We start from the raw sequence: 22371 nt of genomic DNA, 5'->3' as shown, positions 1-22371 counted from the left end.
TCATGGATGCGCGCGAGGCGGTGGATTCCGACAAGGATTTCTCTTTGTCGGAATCCTGCGGGTCGTTCGCATCACCTTTGGACGACCCAACTTCTCACGAACAACGAGCACAAAGGACCAAACGCATGACCACCGAGACCACCCACCAACACGGCTCCGGCCGAAAGCCGACCGTCGAGATCGCGGGGCTTGACCTTGCCTTCCGCAGTTTCGAATTGGACACCGAAACTCCCACCGGAGGCAAGATCGCCCGGGTCGCAGGATTCGACAGCGCACAGCGCCCGTACGTCCTCCAGTGGATGCACGACGGCGACTTCGAGGGGCTGCGCGTCCTTGAAGAGGCCGACCTCGACAAGGGAGCCAGATTCATTGTCGCGGAGAGTGACGGCACGAACCGTATCGCCATCAACGGCAACGAACTGGACTGGCCGGCCGATGCCGTCTCAGGCGAGGTCGTCCGCAAGCTGGGCAGGATCCCATCAGAAAGGCCGATTTTCCTCGAACGCGTCGGCGAGGCGGACCGCATGGTCGAGGACGCCGACATCATCAAGATCGCGAAGGGAGGCATCGAGGAGTTCAAGAGCCGCGAGCCGCAGGTCTGGAAACTCAACGTCCAAGGTAAGCGCCTCGAATCGAGGACTCCCACGATCGCGGTCGTCGATGCGCTCACCCGCGCTGGCTTCGATCCGAACGCGTGGATCATCATCCTGAAAGTCGAGGGGCAGCCGAAACGGCAGCTCGCTGTCGGCGACGTGATCGATCTGCGCACGCCAGGGATTGAGAAGGTCCGCCTGACCGCGAAGGACGTGAACAACGGCGAGTCGCGCCCGCTGCCCCGCCGCGACTTCCCCCTTCTCGAGGTGGACGAATCCTTTCTGGATGGTCTCGGGCTGCCTTGGGAGACCAAGGCGGTCGACGGCCCGCGGTGGCTGATAATCCACGACTATCCGGTTCCCGTGGGATATACGATTTCGACCACAACCCTCGCCCTGCTGGTTCCGCCGAACTATCCCCAGGCGCAGATCGACATGTTCTACGCCTATCCAGCCCTAGCAAAGGCGGTTGGCGGCGTTATCCCGGCGACGAAGACTACGAAGCCCATCGACGGGCTGCCGTTCCAGCGCTGGTCACGGCATCGCGGTCCGGGTTCGCCTTGGAACCCCCAGCAGGACAATGTTGTGACGCATCTCGCGCTCGTTGAATCGGCAATCGCGAAAGAGGTCGATCAGTGACCCCTGGTATCACGCTCGCCTTTGCCGGCGTCACTCATGCGATCTTCAAGAACCATCTGCTGCCGGGAGATGGCAATGAGTCCGCGGCAATCTTAATCTGTTCGCATTCGCCGTCACCGCGTCGCCGACTGATGGTTCGGCAGACGATCCTCGTTCCTCACGATGCCTGCGCGTTGCGTTCCCCCGATGCCATCGTCTGGCCAGGCTCCTACATCGAGGACGCCATCGACGTGGCAGAGCCTGAAGGACTCGTCGTCATCCTTCTGCACTCCCATCCCAGCGGATGGCTGGACTTCTCCCGGGTCGACGACACTAGCGATGCAAAGGTGCTTCCTGGACTTTTCGAAGCGTTCGGCGACCATCATGGTTCGGCGGTCATGACGCCAGACGGTGCTATCCGCGCGCGGCTCTACTCGTCCAACATGAGCTGCGAGAGGATCGACCTGGTCACTATTGCAGGCGACGACATCAACTATTGGTGGAACGACCGCATTTCGAGTGGGATTCCCGCGGCCCCTCCGCTGGCGTTCACCGGAGGGATGACTTCCGAGCTCAATCGGCTCTCGGCCGCCGTGATCGGTGTCTCCGGAACCGGATCGATCGTTGCCGAGCAAGCCGCCCGCCTTGGGTTCGGCGCCCTTACCCTCGTCGATCCCGACAAGGTCGAGAATAAGAACCTCAACCGGATTCTGAACTCGACCTTGGACGATGCTGCGAACGAGCGACCAAAGGCTGAGATGTTCGCAGAGGTGATCGAGTCCTATCGGGGAACGGGAGTGGCCCTCGCCCTGCCGCTCACCCTCGACTGCCGTGAAGCCATCGAGGCCGTCGCGCAGTGCGATGTCATCTTCTGCTGCGTCGACAGCTTGGAGGGCCGCCAGTTTGCAGACCTGATCGCCTCCGCCTTCCTCATCCCACTATTCGATGTCGGTGTCGCCATCCCCACGTTCGTCGACGACGGCAGGAGCGCGATCGCTGACGCCAGCGGCCGCATCGACTATGTTCAGCCTGGCGGGTCGACGCTGTCCGACCGCAAAGTCTACACTCCAGAGGGGTTGCGCGCCGAATACCTCCGTCGCGTGGACCCGGATGCGTTCCGGGAGGAACTGGAGGCGGGCTACATCAAGGGGATTCTCGAGGAGGCACCCTCGGTAATCACCCTCAACATGCGGGCTTCCTCGGCCCTCGTGAACGAGTACATCGCCCGCGCGTTCCTGTTCCGCCAAGAGCCGAACCGACGCTATGCACGGACCATGTTCAGTCTCGCGGCCTGCGACGAAGACCATTATGACGAGGACGATTTCGAATGGCATGATAACGGCCTGTTCGGGCGGGGTGCCGCAGAACCGCTCCTCGGACTGCCTTCTTTCCGGCAAAAGAGGAAGGACACGGCATGAAAATCGTCAGATGGCTCCGCCGATTCTGGGACAAACATGGTCCCACCCGCAGGCTTAAGATAGTCGAAGGCGATGCCCTTCCTGCGATCCTGCCACGGCGGGACCTTATCCTGACCCGGGACGACGGCGACGACTGGAGCGTCGGCATGCGCTGCCCTTGCGGCTGCGGCGAGCCCATCGAGCTAATGGTGTTGAAGGAAGCGAAACCCCGCTGGGACGTCAGAATCGACGAGAGTCGCCGTCCCACGCTGCACCCTTCCGTATGGCGTCAGAAGGGTTGCCGCTCTCACTTCTGGATACGGCAGGGACGCATTCACTGGTGTGACTAAAGGCTTACTATCGGACGAACTCTCCATGGGCAGCATATCCGCCCTCGATATTCCTAGTTGCTTATGTGCAAAATAAGATGATTTTGCTCCCCTTATGCGGACAATATCGTCAAAAGAACGAACTCACGAGATCTTATGTGGTCGGCAGTCGATCATCGAGTGGTATTGGCGGACGGCCACGGGTTGGAGGTCAGATCAGTTCTATCGCCCCTTCTTCGCTGGCTCGTCGACCAGCTTGAGCCGGGGCTGCTGTTCGACCAGAACCCTGACCTCCTCCGCCGACAAACTCCCCTTCGCCACCAGGGTTCCCGCAACACACTCCACCTCCTGCCGTTGCCCCTCGACGATCTTCTTCGCCCGGGCGAACTGCTCCGCCAGCACCTTGTCGATCCGGGCGTGCAGATAGCGGTCGAGCCGCAGGACGGCGAACAGTTCGTCTTCGTCCTCGGAAGCGAGGTAGGCGAAACCTCGCCGAGGCCGTAGGAGGCCTCGAACGTGAGCGCCGACAGAGTCGCGCTATGGAGGTCGGACCCAGACGCACCGCCCCCGCCCGCCGAGCGGTCCCCCAGCATGACTTCCTCAGCCACGAGACCGCCGAGCCTGACGACGATATCGTCGATTAGCTGTGTCCGCGTGCATTCCCGCACGGGATGCCCCTTGAAGAACACCCCGCCGCCGTCTTGGAGTTCGGCCACGTTCGGTGCGATGGTGCTGGCGACGGAAACCGACACGATCTCCCCTGCAAACCAGATCATGGTGCATCCCGAAGCAGACTCTGGCGTCGCTGCCGACTTCCGGCGTATCCAGCTCCGTCACGCATCTCTACGGTACAGAACCTGCACGTCGACGCTGCCGGCGGCGGTCCAGGATACATTTGTCAGGCGCTGGAAAGGCGTAGCGGGGTGGCTCCTGGTCGATCTCGATCCCTGCGGAACAGGTCGAAGTTTTGTCAAGAAACACAACATACTAGCGATCGGTCGCCACCTCTTCGTCGCATGTTCTCACATGGTCTGGTGAACCGGAGGGACATGACGAACACAACCTTTCGAAAATTTCTAAACTGGATCATGGCAGCAAATATTCCAATCAGGCGGGGCAGCGACAGCGATGGGGAGCGGACCGACAAGCATTGCCAAAGTTCCGATCGCAAAGATGATAACGCGCATTGTTAAATTCCTATATCATGCAGGGATCGGGTCGCTGGGATAAGGCTTCGCCAAGTTTCTTCACAAAGTCTGCATTGGATGATAGTCCAAAAATCTGCTTCTCCCAAGCGTACTCCTCGGCCTTATTGCCGTCTGGGTCATTCAAGACCTCAGCGCCAAGGATTACCCCTTTTAGTTTGGGGTCGCGGCAAATCGACAAACGCAGTTCTTCGATCGCGGAACTTTCCCACTGGTTCTGCCTACTCAGAACATAATATATTCCACGCTCCAAGGCGGCACGTGAGCGAAGGTCCGGCCTCGTGCTGGCTGAAAGCAACGCATCATCGAACAGTGAGCTTTTCGCTTTCTTGAGATCACCAATCGCTAGCGCATTCTTAGAGAAATTGAACAAGTCAATTTTGTCTCGTGGTTTACATTTGAGAGTAGACTCAAGCGTTGATACCGCGTTCACGTAATCTCTGTTGGCACCTTGAGCCGCGCCAAGGTTGCCGAGGATTCCTCGTTTGGAAGCATCGCATGCATCCATGTCATTTGGGACTCGATTCAATGCGTTAGTAAAATCGACGACCGCTTGATCAAACTGGTTGGCATAAAAATGGCCGATACCGGCGAAGCTGTATCCAAGTGGATCTGATGGGTATTTCTCAATAAGCAAGCTCGCATTGTACAAAATCACGTCTGGATTTGAACCGTTAATTGCGGCGCGCGCATCAGCAGCAATCTTCTGCTTCGTGACATAGTCCCTTAAAGTGAATTCGACCACATAGCTGCCAAGCCCTCCGACAAGAGCGATTGCCGATAGAATGAAAAAATACCGCAAAACCGCATGCACAATATCGACGGCCTGCCCAGGAAGCGCCTTCCGTAGCGGCTCCTGAAGGGAGGAGACGGCTTGTCGGGCGATCAGGAAAAAGAAACTCGCGATCAGAGCAGAAAGCGAGAGGGGCTTCGCAATGCTCGCCGCGCCGGCATAAATGCTGGTCAGTAATTCCGTTGTCATATCTACCCCCCACAAATGCGCCAAGAATAGCATCTTCAGGCGAAGCGCGCCATAGAGACGACCTTGCCACCGACCGCTGACGCCCGGACGCTCTCCTTCGATAGATGGGGTGTTCGGCTTAAGCCTCATCTTCGAGTGAGCGTGCATGGTGGATATGTTGAAGGTGCTGCGCTTCGAGCTGATGATAAACGTGGTCTGCATGGAGCAGCCACAAGCATCAGAGGGAGAAGCGCAGCATGAAATATTATGCCGGATTGGACGTCTCAGTGAAAGAGACCGCAGTGTGCATCATCGACGAAACAGGCCAGATTTGCCGCGAGATAAAGGTGGCGAGCCATCCAGAGGATCTGGCACGGGTGCTCAAGGATCCCAACTGGCGGCTTGAGCGCGTTGGGCTTGAAGCCGGGACCTTATCGCAGTGGTTGTTCGAAGGCCTGGCCAGGGCCGGCCTGCCGATGATCTGCATCGAGACCCGCCACACCAAGGCATTCCTTAAGGCGCAGGTGAACAAGACCGACCGCAATGACGCCCGCGGCATTGCGCAGATGATGCGGGTCAACCTTTTTCGCCCGGTGCATGTGAAGACCCTGACGAGCCAGAAGCGCCGGGCGCTGCTGACCGCCCGCAAGCTCTTGCAGGAAAAGGCCATTGCCGTTGAGAACGACCTCCGCGGCTTGTTGCGCAACTTCGGGCTCAAGGTCGGCCCTGTTGGTGCCGTCAAATTCGAGGTGCGCATCCGCGAACTCACCGAAGGCATGCCTGACCTGGGCCGAGATCGTTGAACCGCTGCTCGAGGCACGCAGCAAGCTGCGGCAGAATTTTGCCGCCCTCCACCGCAAGCTTCTGACCCTTGTCCGCGACGATGCGGTTTGTCGAGGGCTGATCACGATACCTAGCGTCGGCCCGGTGGTGGCGCTGGCCTATACCGCGACGATCGATATCCCGCAGCGGTTCAAGAGCGCGAAGGCGGTCGGGCCGGCTCTTGGCCTGACGCCGGTGCTCGACGAGTCGGGCGAAAGCCGGCGCATCGGCCGGATATCCTGCTGTGGCGACGGCATGCTGCGAACGCTGCTCTACGAGGCCGCGCAGGTGCTGCTGACGCACGTGACGAAATGGTCGTGGCTGAAGGCCTGGGCGATGAACGTCGTCAAACGGCGTGGCCGGCAAAAGGCCATTGTCGCGCTGGCGCGCCGGCTGGCGGTGATCATGCATCGCATCTGGAGCGACGGCACCCGGTTCCGCTGTTCCTTCGCGGGACGATGGATGAAGGTGAGTTCGCAATGTCTGCAGTACCGATCGTATCACCGATCAGGACGCCCGATAGATTGTTCCGCCTCATTCTTCTGATCCCCCATCAAGGCGAGGGCCGAGAGCCGATCCCGTAGAGAAGCATGACCCCGCGAAAGACACCCACACGCCAGCGAAACGGAAAGCTCGACAAGCGCTTGACCTCAACGCGCCGAATAGAGAAGCTGACATTCAAGCTACAGCTAAATTCGGTCACTTAAGCCGTCGTTGAGAGCAGCGTCGAAGATGGTTGCGGTGATGGTCTCGGCGAATGCCACCCAGCTCCTAGGTCGGGAGCAGAGCAAAATGAGGCGGAATCCCAGTCCCTTCTCAACGTCGATGTGGACTTGCGACTGCGTGGCTGTTGCTAGGCCCGAGCTCAATATTTCACGTTGAAGTTGAGTGTCACCTTTTCTTCTTGACGAAGCTTCTTGCGGTCGGTGCCGTACACGTACTCCGTCGAGACGGACGTATTTCCGGCAGGGTCAACGTTGTAGAAGAGACCGGCGCCGTACTGATCCACGAAACGCTCGCCAAGCGCATCCCAGTAAAGACTGGCATTGGCTTTGGCGTAGAAGCGGTGACCGAACTTCTCTGGATAGAGGAATGCGGTAAGTTCGAAGTCTCCGCCCAGCCAAAGGTATCGTGTGTCGTCAGCCAGTCCCGTGAAGCCGCCTTCGTTGACCTGCACACTGTCAATGCGAAAGATCGGTGTGACGTACCAGCTAAGGTAGGGGTTATCCTTGCGCGCGATGCCCAGATGGTAACGCTCGTCGTAGGGCTGAACCGTTGCCTGGAAACCGTAACCACTGGCTTCACCATGAAAGTCGGTGAGATAGTACGCGCCGGCGGTGACGTAGGTGTACCGGAAAGGGCCACCCTGAATCTGGAGCTGGCCATCCATGCCTATCTCGGCGTTGCTTTCGAGATCCTGATTGCCGGTCCCGAATTCGCCCGTCAGGTCCGAGTACGCGGCGAGTGAATAGCCTGCCAAGAAGCCTTCCGTTATGTCCTGCGCTCCCGGATCCGGGCATGCATTGCGGAAAAGGACGACAGCGGTGGCGGCGTCGATGGTCGCCGTCGTCTGACCGAGCACATAGTCATGATCGACCCGGATCGACGCGCCCTTTGATTGCTCGGCGCCGAGCGTGTTGTCGTAGAGCGACATGTCGACCTTGTCGCGGCGAAGGAACACCTGCTGTTTGACCGAACATTCTGGCTCGAGGTCATCCTCGCCCGTCGCTATCGCCGCGTCGATGCCAGTGAAGTCGATGTTGGCATCCTTGATTGGCACGTGACCGTTGCCTTGCGAAAGCTTGTCGAGGAGCGGGCCGAGAGTGGCTTGCACGGACTCGTTATCGGTGAGGCGACCTTCCGCTGTGTCGTAGATGGCTTGGATTTCGCTTTCACTGAGTTTGCCGTCCGTCGGAGCGACATCGTAGGCGCGCAATACAGGACTCGCATAGTGGAGAGCGAGAACGTGCATTTCCTCGCCACCATCGAGATAGCCGTTGTGGTTGAGGTCGTACCGTTCAGCGACAGCCCTTTCCGCGGCCGCCGCAGAGGACAGTGCCAGCAGCGATACAACCAGCATCGCAAACAATCGCAAGTTCGTCATCCCATGAGCACCTTCCAGCCCATCTTCTTGTATTTTCGCAAGACGATCGTTGTGACATCATGGACGGTCTTCGCCTTGCTTAGATCCGCTACGGTGATCTTCAGCTTATCATCGTGAAATGGCTTGTAGCTGCTGATCATATCCGGCAGCACGAGTGCTGGGTTGGCACCGTCGAAGAAGTCAGTCAGAGGATCGAGCGTGTCGACCCCGATGATCCCCTCTGGGTCCAGTACCACTCTCAGGCGAGCCGAGACGATGCTGACGCGGATGTTCTTCCCACTCAAACTGTAGGCATAGATCGACTTTTTTTGCAAGATTGCCCCCTTGCTTGAATTAAGCAATAACTTGACGCTAACCTTTAAGAACAATGAAGTCGAGGCAGGGGATTGTCTGCCCAACGATATATTTTGCCGCTGGGGTACCTTTGAAGTCTGAACCTTGGGATAGAATGATAAGTCGCGTCTATGGCGTAGAAGCATTGAGATTGACACGGCGATGATCCGCCGGACGGCAGGTGTTTCGCTGTTCTTAGCACCGACGATCCGCCGCTTAAGGAACCCAACCGATCGATGGCTTCGGTGGCAACGATTTCGGAAAGCGGCAGCCGCCAGCAAGCAACGATACGGGTTGGAGGTCAGTCATGTTCTATCGCGCCTTCTTCCCTGGTTCGTCGACCAGCTTGAGCCGGGGCTGTTGTTCGATCAGAACCCCGACCTCCTCCGCCGACAGCGTTCCCCTGATGAGAACGGCGTCTGACAACTCTGGCCTTCAACCAGGTGGCGAAAGACCTGCTGGAGCTCGGCCAAGCCACTGGCGCCTCGCCACGGTCTATTCTGTTCAAGATCGAAATCCCTTCAGCCACCTCGACACTCCTGGTTGGTCTCAACCAATGCATCCTGCTGTCACTGGCGATGGTCGTCCTGGCGGGACTCGTCGGAGCCGGCGGTCTGGGAGCCGAGGTGACGCGGGGATTGACGCGGATGGAAATGGGCCTGGGCCTGCGGGCTGGCTGTCGATCGTCGCCGTCGCCATCCTTCTCGATAGGGTGTCCAGGGGCGTGCTGCAGCGAAGCCAGGCACCTGGCCCGCCAAAGGCCGCCTGAATCGCAAAAGGTAGATACCATGCGCCGCAGCTTCTTCTGCATCGATGCCCATCCCTGCGGCAATCCGGTCCGCCTGGTCGCGGGAGGTGGCGCCTTGCTTCCCCATATCCCGATCGCCGAGCGACGCGACCTGTTCGTACGCGACCATGACTGGATCCGGCAGGCGCTGATGTTCGAACCGCGCGGCCACGACATCATGTCGGGCGCGATCATCTATCCTGCGTATCGTGAGGACTGCGATTTCGCCGTGATCTTCATCGAAGTCAGCGGATGCCTGCCGATGTGCGGCGCCGGCACGATCGGCCTAGTGACGGCGGCAATCGAAGAAGGCCTCGTAACGCCGCGGGTTCCGGGCAAGCTCTCAATCGAGACTCCGGCCGGGCGGGTTGATATCCAGTACGACAAACCGTGCGAGTTCGTGGACTCCGTCCGGATGTTCAACGTAGCCAGCTATCTACATGCGGCCGACGTCGCCGTCGATGTCCCCGGTCTCGGTCGCCTCGTCGTCGACATCGCCTATGGTGGCAACTACTACGCTGTCGTCGAGCCGCAGGAGTCATTTCAGGGCCTCGATGGCATGTCGGCGAGCGACATCGTCGACCTCAGCCGCAGTCTCCGCGACGCGCTCGAACCCATCTGCGATCCGGTTCATCCCGAAGACGAGAAAATACGCGGCGTGCATCATGTCATTTGGTGCGATGCGCCCTCAAGCGGCAATGCAGACGGCCGCGGCGCGGTGTTTTATGGTGACAAGGCGATCGACCGTTCGCCGGGCGGCACCGGAACTTCGGCGCGCATGGCGCAACTCCATGGCAAGGGACGGCTGAAGGTCGGCGAAACTTTTCGCCAGGAAAGCCTGATCGGCACGGTGTTCGAGGGCCGCGTCGAGGCTGAGACCGACATCCGTTCAAGGGCATCAGGCCCAGTGTCGGTGGCTGGGCGCGGGTCATCGGCCACAATACGATATTCGTGGACGATCGCGATCCGTTGGCGCACGGATTCCAGATGCGGTGACGACATGGACGACTCTTCACTAGACTAGATCCGCTTTGAATCAGATCACGTCGATGCTCTGACGGGGTCTGAAGGACCGCTTCTGAAAAGCTGTGCCTCAAGCCGCCGGACCGCTTCCGGCACCAGGGCTGCCGGACCGCAATGCGTCCAATTCCGGTCGTTTTAAGCAAGCTTTGCCTTTGCCCAAAGCCGACGCTCGGCCCGAATAATCTTGCGGCGCCGGTGCGGCTCAAGCCGGACGTTAGCGTCGGCCCTCTTCTTCTTCTTCTGAAAGCGAAGATTTTGCTCGGGTGTGTGGAGCTTGTCAGGCCAGAAGTTCTTCTTCGAATTAAACTTTATGATTGCATGTTTCTCGTACTCTTTACATGATCATTTTAGTTTACAGGATACGATTGCGCCGACCTCGGACTAATCGCCTTGTCGACTCAACGGAAGCTTGACGTGCCGATATCAAACGACTTGGGGGAGATCATGCGTTACGTCATGCGGGCACCAAGTCCGCCAGCAGCCCTCGGAGACTCCCTTGCGAGCGAAAGGCGGCAATCTTTTCTTCGGTATCTGCAGCTCGATCCCTTGAAGCGCGAACAGACCCGCGTTCCGATCATGCAGTTCGAGTCACGGGAGATCATGCGTGATCTCTCGCACATGTTCCTGGGGAAATGCGCTTTCTGCGAGCAGGCTTCGAAAAGCATGTTCCTACACCGTTTCAGGCCAATGAACGATGCCGAGCCAACGATCGGCAGCGAGGAGGACGGCCGGGCGCGCGATGCCCATCTTTATTACGGCTGGCTGTCGGATGCCTGGATCAACCTCTATGCGATCTGCGGGGACTGCAGGCCGAAGCGAACCACGTACTTCCCGGTCAAAGGACAGAGGGCGCACATCCCGACGCCGGAAGAATACGCCGGGTTCGTCGAGAATGGCGATGGGGCGTGGCCGGACCTAGAGCTTGACGAGACACCGCTTCTGGTCGATCCCTGTGTCAACGACATTGCCCGCCATCTCGTCCCGCGCGACGACGGATCGCTGGAAGCCGCAAGCCCGCAGGGCGAGGAGACGATCAAGCATTTCCGGCTCAATCGGACGCGATTGAGAACCAGGCGAAAGCAGGCCTTCGACGACTACGCAAGACTCGAAGGCGATGGACCGAACGACACCAATGAATTCGTCGGCCTCTGGCGGATGCTGAGGCGTCAGACCGATGCCAGCGACGCAGAGATCGCAGCGATCACCGCGTCTGCGAATATCGTCGAGGAAGCCGACATCGCTGGAGCACGACCTCGCCTGCAGGAAATCCGGCTGACGAACTTCAAGGCGATCGAAACGCTGTCGATTAAGATGCCTGCTGCACCAGACCCGACCGAACGCATAGCGCAGGCACTGTTGATCCTTGGCGAAAACGCTGCTGGCAAGAGCTCCATCCTGGAGGCGATCGCACTTAACCTCATCGGCGCCGACGCGCGCCCCGACCTTGTGGAGGATCCGGGTAGCCTGAGGCTCAACCCCAGCTTCATGGGCGCCGAAGACCTGCCGCAGAAGCCAACGGCCAAAGTCCGGCTTCAATTCGACAATGGACAGGTCTCGACACTCACGGTCGGCGCCAAGGGCTATTCTCAGATCGGCGAGAACCGGTTGCCCCTGGTCTTCGGCTACGGCGCCTACCGTCATTATGTGCGCGACCTGCATGACTGGAAACCGTCGCGACCGGTGCTCAGCCTGTTTCATACCGACAGCCTGCTCAGCAATCCGGAGCAATGGCTTCTCGGCCTGACGCCGACCGAGTACCGGGCCGTCGTCCAGGCGCTAGGGGTGATCTTCGGGGCTGCCGAAGAGATCGACGTCATCTATCGCGACGAGGCCAAGGGCCGATGCTTCGTCGAAATGCAGATCGATGCGTCCGGCAAGAAGAGCAGGACCCCGCTCTCGAACGTCTCGTCGGGCTTCCGCACCATTCTCGCATTGTCCTGCGACATCATGCGATGGCTCATGGATCGCGACATCAATCCGAGCTTCACGACGCTGACCTCGGCGGAGGGGATCGTGCTGATCGACGAGGTGGAGGCCCATCTCCACCCGCGCTGGAAGATCCACATCATGAAGGGCCTGCGCACCGCCTTGCCGTCAATGACCTTCATCGTCACGACCCATGATCCATTGTGCCTCAGGGGAATGCGCGACGGGGAGGTGGTGGTGTTGAGCAAGGTCGCAAGGCAGCGTGGCAGTGGCCAGATCCCGGTCATGGTCGACAGCCTGACGCAGTTGCCGAAGGTGTCGGCGCTGACCATCGAGCAGCTCCTGACCTCGGACCTGTTCAGCCTTTTTTCCACCGACGATCCCGAGACGGATGCAAGCCTCGCCCGTCTTGGCGACTATCTCGCGAAGGCCGGAAGTGTGCCGGACCAGGCCGTCAGGGCTGCGATGGACGCGATCCGTAGGCAGGTGGTGGACGCCCTTCCGGTCGGCATGAGCGAGGCTGCCCGGCTCGTGCAGGAGGCCGTTGCGGACTACCTTGTCAAGCGGCGCAACCTTGCCGGCAAGCCACGCGAGGACCTGCGCGACGAAACGAAAAGGCGGATCCTGGCCGTCCTGGAGGGCATCTGATGCGGCGCGTCGATCGGGCCCTGGTTTCGGCGCCGGCTGTCCTTCTCGGCGACAAGAGCCGCGGCGGCAAGGAACTGGCGAAGGCGAAGATCTTCTTCGAGGCGAAGGCAAAGGCTGAAGCTGCGGGAGCAGCCGCCGGCGCGCTGGCTCCAGCCACGAAAGCAAAGAAGACGAAGAAGGAAAAGACGTTCGATTTTAGCGCCTATTCCGACGAAGCGGTCAAATACGCGCTCGACAAGCTGTTCTTCGGCAAATGCGCCTATTGCGAAAGCCGATATGCCAACCAGGCACCGGTCGATGTCGAACATTACCGGCCGAAGGGACGCATCGCCGGCGTTGCCAATCATCCCGGCTACTGGTGGCTCGCCATGGTATGGGACAACCTGCTGCCGAGCTGCATCGATTGCAATCGCCGGCGTTGGCAGGATTTGCCGAAATTCCCGGTAAGCCTCGCGCAACTGATGTCGGCGCCCGAGATGCAAGGGGCCAAGGCATCGCTTGGCAAGCAGGATCTGTTTCCGATAGCCGGCGCGGACAGGGCGACGGCGGACTTTCCCGGCATCGACGAGCAGCCCGACCTGGTCAACCCCTGCGTGGACGATCCGGAAGAGCACCTGGTGTTCCACATCGACCGCGGTGACCCCCTCGGGCTCATTCTTCCGGCCTTCAAGGATAACGTCCCCTCCCGGCGTGGCCTGACATCGATCCATGTCTACGGCCTGAACCGCCTCGGATTGGTCCAGGAGCGAACGCGGATCCTGCGCAAGCTCGAATTCCTAAGCCGGTTGATCGACGAGATCGGCAAGATTTCGGAGACACTGCTTGCCAGCCTCGATCAGCAGACCAAGACGATGGGCGCGCGGCTTGACCTGCTGGTCAACCAAATCCTCAACGAAATCCGCACGATGGCGGAGCCGGACCAACCCTATTCAAGCCTCGTGAAGGCTTGGTCGAACACTCTTAAAACCAACTGAGGTAGATGGGACATGAGCGCGCCTGAACTGAGCTGCGACCTCGTCATGAAGGGCGGGATCACAAGTGGGATTGTCTACCCGAAGGCCGTCGTGAAACTTTCGCGCAAGTACCGCTTCCGCAACATCGGCGGTACGTCGGCCGGCGCGATTGCCGCGGTGGTCACTGCCGCCGCCGAATACGGACGCGCGGACGGCGGATTTGAAAAGATCGAGGCGCTTCCAAAGCAGTTGTCGGCGACGCTCTTGGAGAAATTCCAGCCCCGCCCGGAGCTTCGTCCGGTCTTCAATCTGATACTGGCGGCGATGTCGAAAAGTATCGCGGGCACAGTCTTCGCACTTTTGAAAGGCTACCCAGTGCCAGCGCTTCTGGGTGCCATCCCCGCCATCATTGTTGCCTTCATGATCCCGTTCACCTGGCATTCGACTGCGGCGGCGATCCTCGCTGTCCTGCTGTTCCTGTTCCTGCTCGTTCTCCTGCCGGCCGCCACGGCGAGTTTTGTCGCGGCCCGCGATGTCGCCCGCAGGCTTCCGGAGGCCGATTACGGCCTCTGCAACGGAATGACCCAACCTTACATGCCCGCCGGCCATCCCGCCCTGACCGAGTGGCTGGCCGATACAATCGATCTCGTCGCCGGGCGTCCGACCACCGCCGAGCCGCTCGGGGTCAAGGACCTTCAATCCCGCGAGATCAGGGTGCAGACGGTGACCACCGACATCACCTCGCATCGCCCCTACGTGCTGCCGATGGAGAACAATCTTCATTACTTTTCCGAGCGGGAGTTCCGGTCTCTTTTTCCGGCCCGTGTCGTCGACGCGATGCTGACGACGCCAAAAGAGGGATCAAGCGACCTCTATCCGTTCAAGATCGACAATCTTCCGCTCGTGGTCCTCGCACGCATGAGCCTCAGCTTCCCGGCGTTGATATCGGCGGTGCCGCTCTACAGGATCGACTATACGCTGGTCGGCGTTCCCGAACAGGACAGGTTGGTGCGTTGCATGTTCTCCGATGGTGGACTGTCGTCGAATTTTCCGGTGCATTTCTTCGACCGCTTCCTGCCGTCGCGCCCGACCTTCGGCATCTCGCTCGGGGAATATGACCATCGGCGGGAGAAGCCGGAAAACACCGAGGAAACCCGGGTATTCCTCCCGACAAAGGCAGGACAGGGACAACTCCTTCCGACCCGAGGATTTTCCGGATTGATCGCCTTCGTGTTCGCCCTCTTTGACAGCGCCAAGGATTGGCAGGATTCCCTTCAGTCCATCCTCGCCGGCTATCGCGAACGGATCGCGACGGTCAACCTCAAGCCCGAGGAAGGCGGCCTCAATCTGGACATGCCGCCGGAACGCATCAACCAGCTTACCGGCTTCGGCGAACGTGCCGGCGACCTGATCAACAGCGATTTCGAACTCAACGAACACAAGTGGCGTCGCTATCTGGTCGAAGTCCGCGCGCTTGACGAGATGCTGCGGCAATTTGCGGACGCCTACGCTGAAGCACCCGAGCCGGGCTCGCTTGGATACGCAGAGATCGCAACCGACTACGAACCGTCATCCTACAAAGACCTCAAACCAGGCGAGCGACAGACCTTGCGAGAGCGAGCAGAGGCCATCGCCGCGCTCGGGAAAGCGTTCCAGGCGCTACAACCGCTCGATAGTTTCGATGAACGCATGCCGAAGAGCCGCAGCCGGATCCGCTCGGTTGCCAGGATGGATTATTGACCGCGACGATTGCAACGCGCGGCAACCATGTCATCGTCGATTGCGGCGACTTCCATGTCGAGATCGCTCATTCAGGCAGCGTGCGCGTTGCAGCACGGGCTCTGATGTCCTCGGGAGATCAAGTAGGCAAGGTCGGCAACTCGGGGTCGGAACAAGAACTGTTCCCGCAGACACGCTAATGTCGAACGAAGCGCGAACACGCGCATAGATCTGTAGATGAAGCCACCGGGCTGGTTGAAAGCCTCCGGCCAATGGCGAACCACTACCCCTTGGAATTTAGTGTGCCGAGGGAGAAGGCGAGTGGGTAGAAGACGGCTTGTCAGTTCAAAGGAAGCGGCGATACTTCTGGGCATAGCGACGGACGAGGATAGTCTGATCCGTCACTTTACACTGGACCCGGCAGATAGATTGGAATGCGAACTCCGCCGGCGACCGCAGAACAAGCTGGGCTTCGCCGTTCAACTCTGCACGATGCGACAAACGGGGCGGCTCTTGTGGGACAACGAGCAGCCACCCGCGGCTGTGATCAACTATCTTGCGGATCAGCTCGGTATCGACGCGCGCCTCTACGCCTTCTATGCACATCGAGTACAGACGCGTTTCGATCACAGCCGATCGTTGATGGCTTACCTCGGTCTCCGGGCTGCATCTAGAGACGATCGCCGTGCCGCCCTTGTGGCTGCAATCGATGCGGCGGCCAATGGCGATCACGGGTTGCCGATCGCGACAGCAGTCATTGCCGAGCTCCGGAAACGAAACGCACTCCTGCCCTCGCTGCATTCCATCGAGAAGATCGGCCTCGGCGGTCGCGCGATAGCTCGCCGACCGGCTGAGAAAGAACTCGTCGAAGGTATCCCGCCCGATCGGCTTACATTATTGGACAGGCTGTTGGAGGTTGACCCGGCCCTCGGCCAGACGCGCTTTCATTGGCTGCGATCAGCGCCGGATGCGCCAGGTGCGTCAAACTTGGTCGGGCTGACCGGACGGATCGCCTTTTTGCGCACGCTGGAGATCGATCCGAAATTGCAGATGCGCATATCGTCTGGACAGTGGGATCAGATGATCCGTGAGGGCAACGCCACACCGGCATGGCTGGCCAACGACTTCAATGCCAGCCGTCGACACGCGCTGATCGTGGCGCAGGTTATCAATCTAGGCCAGAAGCTCACCGACGATGCAGTGTCGATGTTCATCAAGCTGATGGGCAGGTTGTTCTCGCAAGCCAACAACCGCAAGAAGCAACGGCAAATGGACTGCAGGCCGGATACCGCCAAGGCGCTGCGCATGTTCCTCCAAACCATCACTGCTCTGCAATCCGCGAACGACCATGGCCGGAACGCATTGGAGGTTCTCGATCAGGAAGTTGGGTGGCACCGGCTGCTCCGGATCAAGCCCGAGCTCGAGTCGATAGTCGAAGACAATGAGGCGTCGCCCTTGACCTTGGCGACAGAGCAATATGCGACCGTCAACAAATATGCCGGTGCGTTCCTGCAGGCGTTCACGTTCCGCTCAGCGCGCCGCCACGATCCGCTTCTTGCGGCGATTTCGCTGCTAAAACGGCTCTATGCCGAGAAGCGGCGGGCCCTTCCGGATCGCGTCCCGGTCACCCACCTCAGCCAAGCTGATCGGAGACTCATCTTCGGCGAGGGGAGATCTGATCGCCGACTTTACGAGATCGCCACGCTCGCGGCTTTGCGGGACCGGCTTAGATCTACGGACATTTGGGTCGATGGCAGTCGATCCTTCCGGCCGATCAACGAGCATCTTATGCCGCGGTCGACATTCACCACCATGAAGGAGGAGGATCGCCTTGGACTGGGCGTCCAAGGTGACGGCGCGCAGTGGCTTGCCGAAGCGCGTCAGATGCTCGACTTCAACCTGAAGCGCCTCGCGCACAGAGCACGGTCCGGAAAGCTCGAAGGTGTTCGTCTTGCAGCCGGGACGTTGATCGTGACGCCAACGGCTGGCGAGGTTCCGGCGGCGGCCGAGGAACTGAACGCCGAGATCAGCGACATGTATCCGTTGGTCGAGGTGCCGGACCTCTTGAGGGAAGTGCACGAATGGACCGGCTTTGCGGATTTCTTCACGCATGTTCGCACCGGAGACGTCCCAAGAAATGTCTCGGCAATGCTGGCCGGCGTGCTGGCCGATGCGACCAACCTCGGTCCGAAGCGAATGGCGAGCGCGTCCAAGGGCATCAGCGCTCACCAGATCGGCTGGATGCGCACCTTCCACGCTCGGTCGGAGACATATCGCGCGGCGCAAGCATGTATCACCGATGCACACACCCGACATCCGCATTCTCGACTGTGGGGCAACGGAACAACCTCATCGTCCGATGGACAATTTTTCCGCGCAAGCGACCGAGCTGCAAAGCGCGGTGACATCAATTTGCATTACGGCAGCGAACCCGGATCGAAATTCTACAGCCATCTTTCCGATCAGTATGGCTACTTCAGCATTCTGCCCATCAGTCCGACCGAAAGCGAGGCGGCCTATGTACTCGATGGGCTATTCGATCAGGACACGGTCCTCGACATCCAGGAACACTTTACCGACACGGGCGGCGCGAGTGATCACGTCTTCGGGCTGTTCGCCCTGATCGGCAAACGCTTTGCGCCTCGGCTGCGCAACCTCAAGGACCGGAAATTCCACACATTCGAGAAAGGCGATGCATATCCGGCGCTGTCGAACCACATTGGCGCGCCGATCAACACCAATCTGATTCTCTACCATTGGGACGATCTGCTCCATCTGGCGGCGTCGATCACGTCACGATCCGTGGTGCCGTCTACGATCCTGAAGAAGCTGTCCGCATCTCCGAAGGAAAGCCAGCTCGCAAGGGCGCTACGGGAACTCGGTCGGGTCGAGCGATCACTGTTCATGATCGAATGGTACTCAAGTCCGATATTGCGTCGGCGCTGCCAAGCAGGCCTCAACAAGGGCGAAGCTGCGCATAAACTGAAGCGCGCCGTCTTCTTCCACGAGCGCGGCGAAATCCGCGACCGATCATTCGAAAGCCAGGCGTTCCGCGCCTCCGGCCTCAACCTCGTCGTTAGCGCGATCGTGCATTGGAATACGGTCTATATCGAACGGGCCGTCACCCACTTGCGCAAAATGCATCGCAAGATTCCGGATCACCTGCTCAAGCACGTCTCGCCGCTGAGCTGGGAACACATCAATCTGACCGGCATCTACACCTGGGATGCAGAACATCAGATGCCTGAAGGCTTCCGGTCGCTCAGACTTCCGGCTCGGCTACGCCACGCCGCATGACGTTCATGCTCCGTTCGACCTTAGCGTGTCGCTGGGAACAGTTCTTGTTCCGACCCCATCAAGGGAGATTGAGCATGGTCGACCGGCACAACCCAAAAATCGAGGCATCGGCAAATGTCGAAAAGGACCCGGAAGATTGGGTCAGCGGAGATGACCCAATGACTCCCGCACAGGCCTCCTATTTGAAAACTCTTGCCGAACAGGCTGACGACCCTCACGCCTATGCTGATGGCCTCAGCAAGGCGGAAGCTTCTAAACGCATTGATGCACTCCGGGAGAAGTTGGGCCTGTAGCGTCCGCTCGTGGCTTTTCGTCTCCAGCGAAGGACAGCCGAAAGGGTCGGATTGGGACAGTGTTGCTGTAGGTGGTGACCCGCGCAATTAATTTTTTATGAATTCAGCGGGTTGCTGCTGGACTCGAGAAGACAAACGGCGGATGGGAGTGGCTTATAGGGTGCAGCAGCCCGGCATCCGCCCCTAAGCTCACAAGACCTCGCGCCCGCCGGTCCAATCCTGCTGTCTAAAAAGATCAGGACGTCCCGACGAGGGCGATGGTCAGCAGAGACACAAAAAGGACAAGAGCGATCGCAGCGCCCCAGAAGAGAACTTTTTCGGTGCCGCGTTGCTCTTCCTCGCGAGATATGTCTTTCGCCATTGGATATATCCTTTGCGATGGTCAACGACTTAGCAACGTGCCGCGCCAAGGCTGAGTTCCTGCAACTATCTTGTCCCTTCGGCACTGAGAGAAAGAGCTCGGAATCAAAGCCTCGTGTTGTCCAACCGTCGGTTGGTGGACGTATTGCAGCTGATGCATCTAAAATCCCTGTGATCCGCGCGCACCGGGCATGCCCGACCCCGAGCCCCCGCCGGGTGCAACAGCGCTTGATCGGCCCGCCGTATCAAACTGTGCGGCGGGCTTTTCACTCACGCGATGGAACACCGGCGCGTAGGGAAAGTTCTGCCCACGCAGCAAACTCTTTCCCTCATATTTTGCTGCCAGATCGGATAGCTCCGATCGGCCCACGTCGTTCTTTTCCTCCGGCGACGTGGGCTCGCCGTCCTCGCTATCGGTTGAGTAGCCACAGAACAAACGAAAGCACGATGCTGATCAGAATCCCAGTGCCGATCGGAGCGTAAAACGTGAAGTTCTCACGTTGGATCACGATGTCACCGGGCAATCTGCCCGGACCGACCCGCGACAACCAGGGCCACAATAGGCCCTATGGCAACTATAATCAGACCATTGCCGTGACAAGCTTCCTTTCCCCCGGCTTGGAAGTGCTTAGCTGTCGTCCTTATAAGACTTGGCGGCTTCATCGATCTTACGCCAATCGTTTCCGTGCCGCCGGACAAGCTCTCGCGCCTGGGCTGGCGATACACTTTGCGTTTCGACGATGTGGTTCACTTCCGTCTCCTCGCCTTTCAGGGGACGCGAACGAGGGCTCGTTGGCCGTCTGGCCGCTGGGTTTTTTGCATCTCGTCTGGGCATGAATGGACCTCTCCTGGAGCAGAATAAACGGTCTGGCGCGGCGAAGGTTTCGTCACGCTAGCTCGTTGAGCAGTTTCACCGATCGCCTCCTTGGTTTCCCCTTGCGGCTCTGACCATACGTTCTGGTGTTTTCGGACCCAAATGACCTGCACCGCGTTCTTTGCGAGCAGTGCTGTGCTTCGCAATCTGATGGAAAAATCCGACGTCCCTGCTGCACCGCAGACAGTTGCTGGCGCCGAAGCGCGCCCCTACGATCGAGCGGCGGTTGAGCGGTTTCGACAGGCATTCCCGCGCGCCAGGTGGAGTGACGAGCGCACAAGCTGGTTCGTGCCGGGAAGACTGCCGCGCGGCGCATCCAGCGCTGGCTTGCGCAAGAGGCGGATCTACGAGTAGCACATGATGACAGCAAGGGACGAGACGCCTTCGCCTTCGATCCCCTGTCGAGCCGGTATCTGGAAGTCGCGGACGACCTGCGCATCCGCACGCCATATTCGCGGACGGTTCTCGAAGAAGTGCGAGCCGTTCCATGGGCGAGCTGGGACGACGAACTGCGGCCTGGAGGGTTCCTTTCCGCTCCTACGAGGAGTTGAGGCGCCATTGGCCAAGCATCGAAAGGGCCGCACGCCGCGCAGAACCGGAGGAGAGGAAACGGCGACGGGAAGCGTCCAAAGACTCCGAGGAATATAAAGCCGCCAGATTGCGGTATGCCGAACGCAGGCGACGTCGCTATCCACTGCCCCCTCACGATTTACCCCAACTTGGCCGTGCCATGGCAACGGAGCAATACGGCATCGTGGTCTTCATCGAGATTTCGGGCGAACTCGTCGAGGCCTCGGAGCTAGCAGCGTTCTATCCGCATTTGATCGAGGCGAACGTCGACTTTGTCTGGGGCAGATGGCGTCCGGCGACGTTGACTGAATTGATTAGAACATGGCCCGCTCGGCGTGCTGCCGGGTTAACGGAACGGCAGCGAGGCTGGTGGCAACCAACGCTGCCCGAGCTCAGGATCGCTGGCCAAAAAGCTCGAAGCCTGGCGCGAAGAAGGGCAAAGCTTGTGTCATCGTCCTAGCGTCCTAGCGTTTCTGGCTTGCCCGCTTTCAGCGTCCGTGTGACCCGATCGGAGCTTTCCATGTGCAACGATTACGAACAACATATCGCCTGGGCCGAATATTGCTGGATGATGGCGTCACTAGCCTTAACATCCCGACGCAAACGGAACTTGACCTGCCGTAGGCACACGACATCCGCATAGCAAGGCACCAGTCCGCTTACCGGGTGCTTGGATGCCTCAAGCCTCCAGATCCCGGCAAGCACACTAAAAGACCACAGCTCGGCCCGCAACGGCCCCGCGATGCCCGCCGTTCCGTTAACGCAGGGTTGCCTAGTCGATATTCCAGCTTGGAATGTGCGGAACCGTACGAAGCGGATTGCAAGCAACCAACCCGGTTGGCCAGGCATTAATTTAGCAAAGCATCAAATAGGAAAGCATCGGGAGGAAAACCATGCTGCACCTTAACATGCCTGGCGAATTTGAGGTCGGCGACGAGGTTGCGCTAACAAGTACCGTCATCACGATTCTCCCTAGCGGCCGCGCCAGAGTGAGCATTCCAACCTACGACCATCCTTATACGATCGATCCGGCACCCAAAGCCCGGGCCGGAGACCGAGTGGTTCTTGTTGGGGACGTCACCCGCATCGATCGCGGAGCAAGCAAACTCACTGTGCGGATTGACTGCGGCGGGGTTATCACGGTCGACAAGTCGGCGATCACTCGGCTGAGAAAGCACCGCCGGGCTTCAGCGGGTTGAGGCTACGGCGATACAAAGGCTGCGCTTGTCGGCGTAGGGAGATGCAAGGGCACTTGAACAGCACAATGGTGCAGCCTGGTGTCTCGCTACATCCCGGGTTTCCCATTACACCTGCGATGAATGTGGCCGAGAGATTCGGATTTCGCTCTTCAAAAGGCACGCGCACTCGGCCTACCACGCCGCCCTGAGTGGCAGAGGCGCCAGGTGGGCAGATGGGCAGCCCAACGGCTTGGGGCCGCATCGCCGGGCGGCCGAGCCCGGTCCGAGATCCGGGAAATCGTAGCTTGGGATCGAGACGCTTACGCGGTCTTCTGTAACCTACGCCGGACTGCGGCTGTAATTTGCTACCTCGTCTGCGAT

At 59.5% G+C, this 22371-nt stretch carries 18 protein-coding genes and 5 pseudogenes; 16 read left to right on the top strand and 7 right to left on the bottom strand.

Annotation, left to right across the window (positions count from 1 at the left end; genetic code table 11):
• Positions 1-125: 125 nt before the first annotated feature.
• From NKH16_RS26550 to NKH16_RS26540, 3 genes are read left to right on the top strand one after another with little or no spacing between them, the layout of a single operon-like run.
• Positions 126-1232 carry a multiubiquitin domain-containing protein gene (locus NKH16_RS26550; RefSeq protein WP_352902644.1) on the top strand — a complete coding sequence of 369 codons (1107 nt, stop codon included), beginning with the start codon at positions 126-128 and terminating at the stop codon, positions 1230-1232.
• Positions 1229-2629 carry a HesA/MoeB/ThiF family protein gene (locus NKH16_RS26545; protein WP_352902641.1) on the top strand — a complete coding sequence of 467 codons (1401 nt, stop codon included), beginning with the start codon at positions 1229-1231 and terminating at the stop codon, positions 2627-2629. The genes NKH16_RS26550 and NKH16_RS26545 overlap by 4 nt, the downstream gene beginning before the upstream one ends.
• Positions 2626-2958: a ubiquitination-like system serine protease family protein gene (locus tag NKH16_RS26540; protein WP_352902639.1), complete on the top strand. Its 333-nt coding sequence runs from the start codon at positions 2626-2628 to the stop codon at positions 2956-2958. Before NKH16_RS26545 ends, NKH16_RS26540 begins: the two co-directional genes overlap by 4 nt.
• Positions 2959-3159: 201 nt before the next feature.
• Here NKH16_RS26540 and NKH16_RS26535 read toward each other — a convergent pair whose 3' ends face one another.
• On the bottom strand, positions 3160-3339 hold the full coding sequence (locus NKH16_RS26535) for a hypothetical protein (protein ID WP_352902636.1): 180 nt from the start codon (positions 3337-3339) through the stop codon (positions 3160-3162).
• Positions 3340-3615: 276 nt separating this feature from the next.
• Between NKH16_RS26535 and NKH16_RS26530 the strand changes: the two genes are divergently transcribed.
• On the top strand, positions 3616-3975 hold the full coding sequence (locus NKH16_RS26530) for a hypothetical protein (RefSeq protein WP_352902634.1): 360 nt from the start codon (positions 3616-3618) through the stop codon (positions 3973-3975).
• A 159-nt stretch (positions 3976-4134) separates the two neighbouring features.
• Here NKH16_RS26530 and NKH16_RS26525 read toward each other — a convergent pair whose 3' ends face one another.
• The gene (locus NKH16_RS26525; RefSeq protein ID WP_352902631.1) at positions 4135-5325 is read right to left on the bottom strand and encodes a tetratricopeptide repeat protein; all 1191 of its coding nucleotides are present in this window, start codon (positions 5323-5325) and stop codon (positions 4135-4137) included.
• Positions 5326-5360: 35 nt separating this feature from the next.
• Here NKH16_RS26525 and NKH16_RS26520 point away from each other — a divergent pair.
• Positions 5361-6471, top strand: a pseudogene (locus NKH16_RS26520) (IS110 family RNA-guided transposase).
• A 319-nt stretch (positions 6472-6790) separates the two neighbouring features.
• Here NKH16_RS26520 and NKH16_RS26515 read toward each other — a convergent pair.
• Entirely contained in the window at positions 6791-8029 is a 1239-nt protein-coding gene (locus NKH16_RS26515; RefSeq protein ID WP_352902628.1) for a hypothetical protein, read from the bottom strand.
• Complete coding sequence (locus tag NKH16_RS26510) at positions 8026-8343, bottom strand: hypothetical protein (protein ID WP_352902625.1); 318 nt, start codon at positions 8341-8343, stop codon at positions 8026-8028. Before NKH16_RS26510 ends, NKH16_RS26515 begins: the two co-directional genes overlap by 4 nt.
• Before the next feature lie 462 nt (positions 8344-8805).
• On the opposite strand from NKH16_RS26510, the pseudogene NKH16_RS26505 reads away from it, so the two are divergent.
• The 8 genes and pseudogenes from NKH16_RS26505 to NKH16_RS26470 all read left to right on the top strand — a co-directional run.
• Positions 8806-8955, top strand: a pseudogene (locus NKH16_RS26505) (ABC transporter permease); the annotation flags it as partial.
• 195 nt (positions 8956-9150) lie between these two features.
• Positions 9151-10145, top strand: a pseudogene (locus tag NKH16_RS26500) (4-hydroxyproline epimerase).
• Positions 10146-10772: 627 nt separating this feature from the next.
• Entirely contained in the window at positions 10773-12746 is a 1974-nt protein-coding gene (locus NKH16_RS26495) for an AAA family ATPase (RefSeq protein ID WP_352902623.1), read from the top strand.
• Complete coding sequence (locus NKH16_RS26490) at positions 12746-13720, top strand: HNH endonuclease family protein (protein ID WP_352902621.1); 975 nt, start codon at positions 12746-12748, stop codon at positions 13718-13720. The genes NKH16_RS26495 and NKH16_RS26490 overlap by 1 nt, the downstream gene beginning before the upstream one ends.
• A 12-nt stretch (positions 13721-13732) precedes the next feature.
• Entirely contained in the window at positions 13733-15439 is a 1707-nt protein-coding gene (locus NKH16_RS26485; protein WP_352902618.1) for a patatin-like phospholipase family protein, read from the top strand.
• Positions 15436-15618 carry a hypothetical protein gene (locus tag NKH16_RS26480; protein WP_352902615.1) on the top strand — a complete coding sequence of 61 codons (183 nt, stop codon included), beginning with the start codon at positions 15436-15438 and terminating at the stop codon, positions 15616-15618. The genes NKH16_RS26485 and NKH16_RS26480 overlap by 4 nt, the downstream gene beginning before the upstream one ends.
• Before the next feature lie 121 nt (positions 15619-15739).
• Positions 15740-18715: a Tn3 family transposase gene (locus NKH16_RS26475; protein WP_352902612.1), complete on the top strand. Its 2976-nt coding sequence runs from the start codon at positions 15740-15742 to the stop codon at positions 18713-18715.
• Positions 18716-18789: 74 nt separating this feature from the next.
• A complete protein-coding gene (locus tag NKH16_RS26470) occupies positions 18790-19008 on the top strand; it encodes a DUF3072 domain-containing protein (RefSeq protein WP_352902609.1) in 219 nt (72 codons plus the stop codon).
• A 235-nt stretch (positions 19009-19243) separates the two neighbouring features.
• On the opposite strand, the gene NKH16_RS26465 is transcribed toward NKH16_RS26470, so the two are convergent.
• The 3 genes from NKH16_RS26465 to NKH16_RS26455 all read right to left on the bottom strand — a co-directional run bounded on the left by NKH16_RS26465 (position 19244) and on the right by NKH16_RS26455 (position 20119).
• On the bottom strand, positions 19244-19369 hold the full coding sequence (locus tag NKH16_RS26465) for a hypothetical protein (protein ID WP_023722793.1): 126 nt from the start codon (positions 19367-19369) through the stop codon (positions 19244-19246).
• Positions 19370-19778: 409 nt separating this feature from the next.
• Positions 19779-19877 carry a DUF2905 family protein gene (locus NKH16_RS26460; RefSeq protein ID WP_502911758.1) on the bottom strand — a complete coding sequence of 33 codons (99 nt, stop codon included), beginning with the start codon at positions 19875-19877 and terminating at the stop codon, positions 19779-19781.
• A 119-nt stretch (positions 19878-19996) separates the two neighbouring features.
• Complete coding sequence (locus NKH16_RS26455) at positions 19997-20119, bottom strand: hypothetical protein (protein WP_292654615.1); 123 nt, start codon at positions 20117-20119, stop codon at positions 19997-19999.
• A 273-nt stretch (positions 20120-20392) separates the two neighbouring features.
• On the opposite strand from NKH16_RS26455, the pseudogene NKH16_RS26450 reads away from it, so the two are divergent.
• From NKH16_RS26450 to NKH16_RS26440, 3 genes and pseudogenes are all read left to right on the top strand, one after another.
• Positions 20393-21272: pseudogene (locus NKH16_RS26450) on the top strand (hypothetical protein).
• A 60-nt stretch (positions 21273-21332) separates the two neighbouring features.
• A pseudogene (locus tag NKH16_RS26445) lies at positions 21333-21433 on the top strand (SOS response-associated peptidase); the annotation flags it as partial.
• 272 nt (positions 21434-21705) lie between these two features.
• On the top strand, positions 21706-22011 hold the full coding sequence (locus tag NKH16_RS26440; RefSeq protein WP_352902603.1) for a hypothetical protein: 306 nt from the start codon (positions 21706-21708) through the stop codon (positions 22009-22011).
• Positions 22012-22371: the final 360 nt, after the last annotated feature.

The organism is Mesorhizobium sp. M1307, from assembly GCF_040318155.1.
Lineage (GTDB): Bacteria > Pseudomonadota > Alphaproteobacteria > Rhizobiales > Rhizobiaceae > Mesorhizobium.
This window is presented reverse-complemented; position numbering and strand designations above follow the sequence as displayed.

Coding starts and splice junctions, on each gene's coding strand:
- NKH16_RS26465 (WP_023722793.1), bottom strand. CDS start 19,369: ATGGCGAAAGACATATCTCGCGAGGAAGAGCAACGCGGCACCGAAAAA.
- NKH16_RS26490 (WP_352902621.1), top strand. CDS start 12,746: ATGCGGCGCGTCGATCGGGCCCTGGTTTCGGCGCCGGCTGTCCTTCTC.
- NKH16_RS26550 (WP_352902644.1), top strand. CDS start 126: ATGACCACCGAGACCACCCACCAACACGGCTCCGGCCGAAAGCCGACC.
- NKH16_RS26440 (WP_352902603.1), top strand. CDS start 21,706: ATGCTGCACCTTAACATGCCTGGCGAATTTGAGGTCGGCGACGAGGTT.
- NKH16_RS26525 (WP_352902631.1), bottom strand. CDS start 5,325: ATGCAGACCACGTTTATCATCAGCTCGAAGCGCAGCACCTTCAACATA.
- NKH16_RS26485 (WP_352902618.1), top strand. CDS start 13,733: ATGAGCGCGCCTGAACTGAGCTGCGACCTCGTCATGAAGGGCGGGATC.
- NKH16_RS26540 (WP_352902639.1), top strand. CDS start 2,626: ATGAAAATCGTCAGATGGCTCCGCCGATTCTGGGACAAACATGGTCCC.
- NKH16_RS26515 (WP_352902628.1), bottom strand. CDS start 8,029: ATGACGAACTTGCGATTGTTTGCGATGCTGGTTGTATCGCTGCTGGCA.
- NKH16_RS26470 (WP_352902609.1), top strand. CDS start 18,790: ATGGTCGACCGGCACAACCCAAAAATCGAGGCATCGGCAAATGTCGAA.
- NKH16_RS26495 (WP_352902623.1), top strand. CDS start 10,773: ATGCGTGATCTCTCGCACATGTTCCTGGGGAAATGCGCTTTCTGCGAG.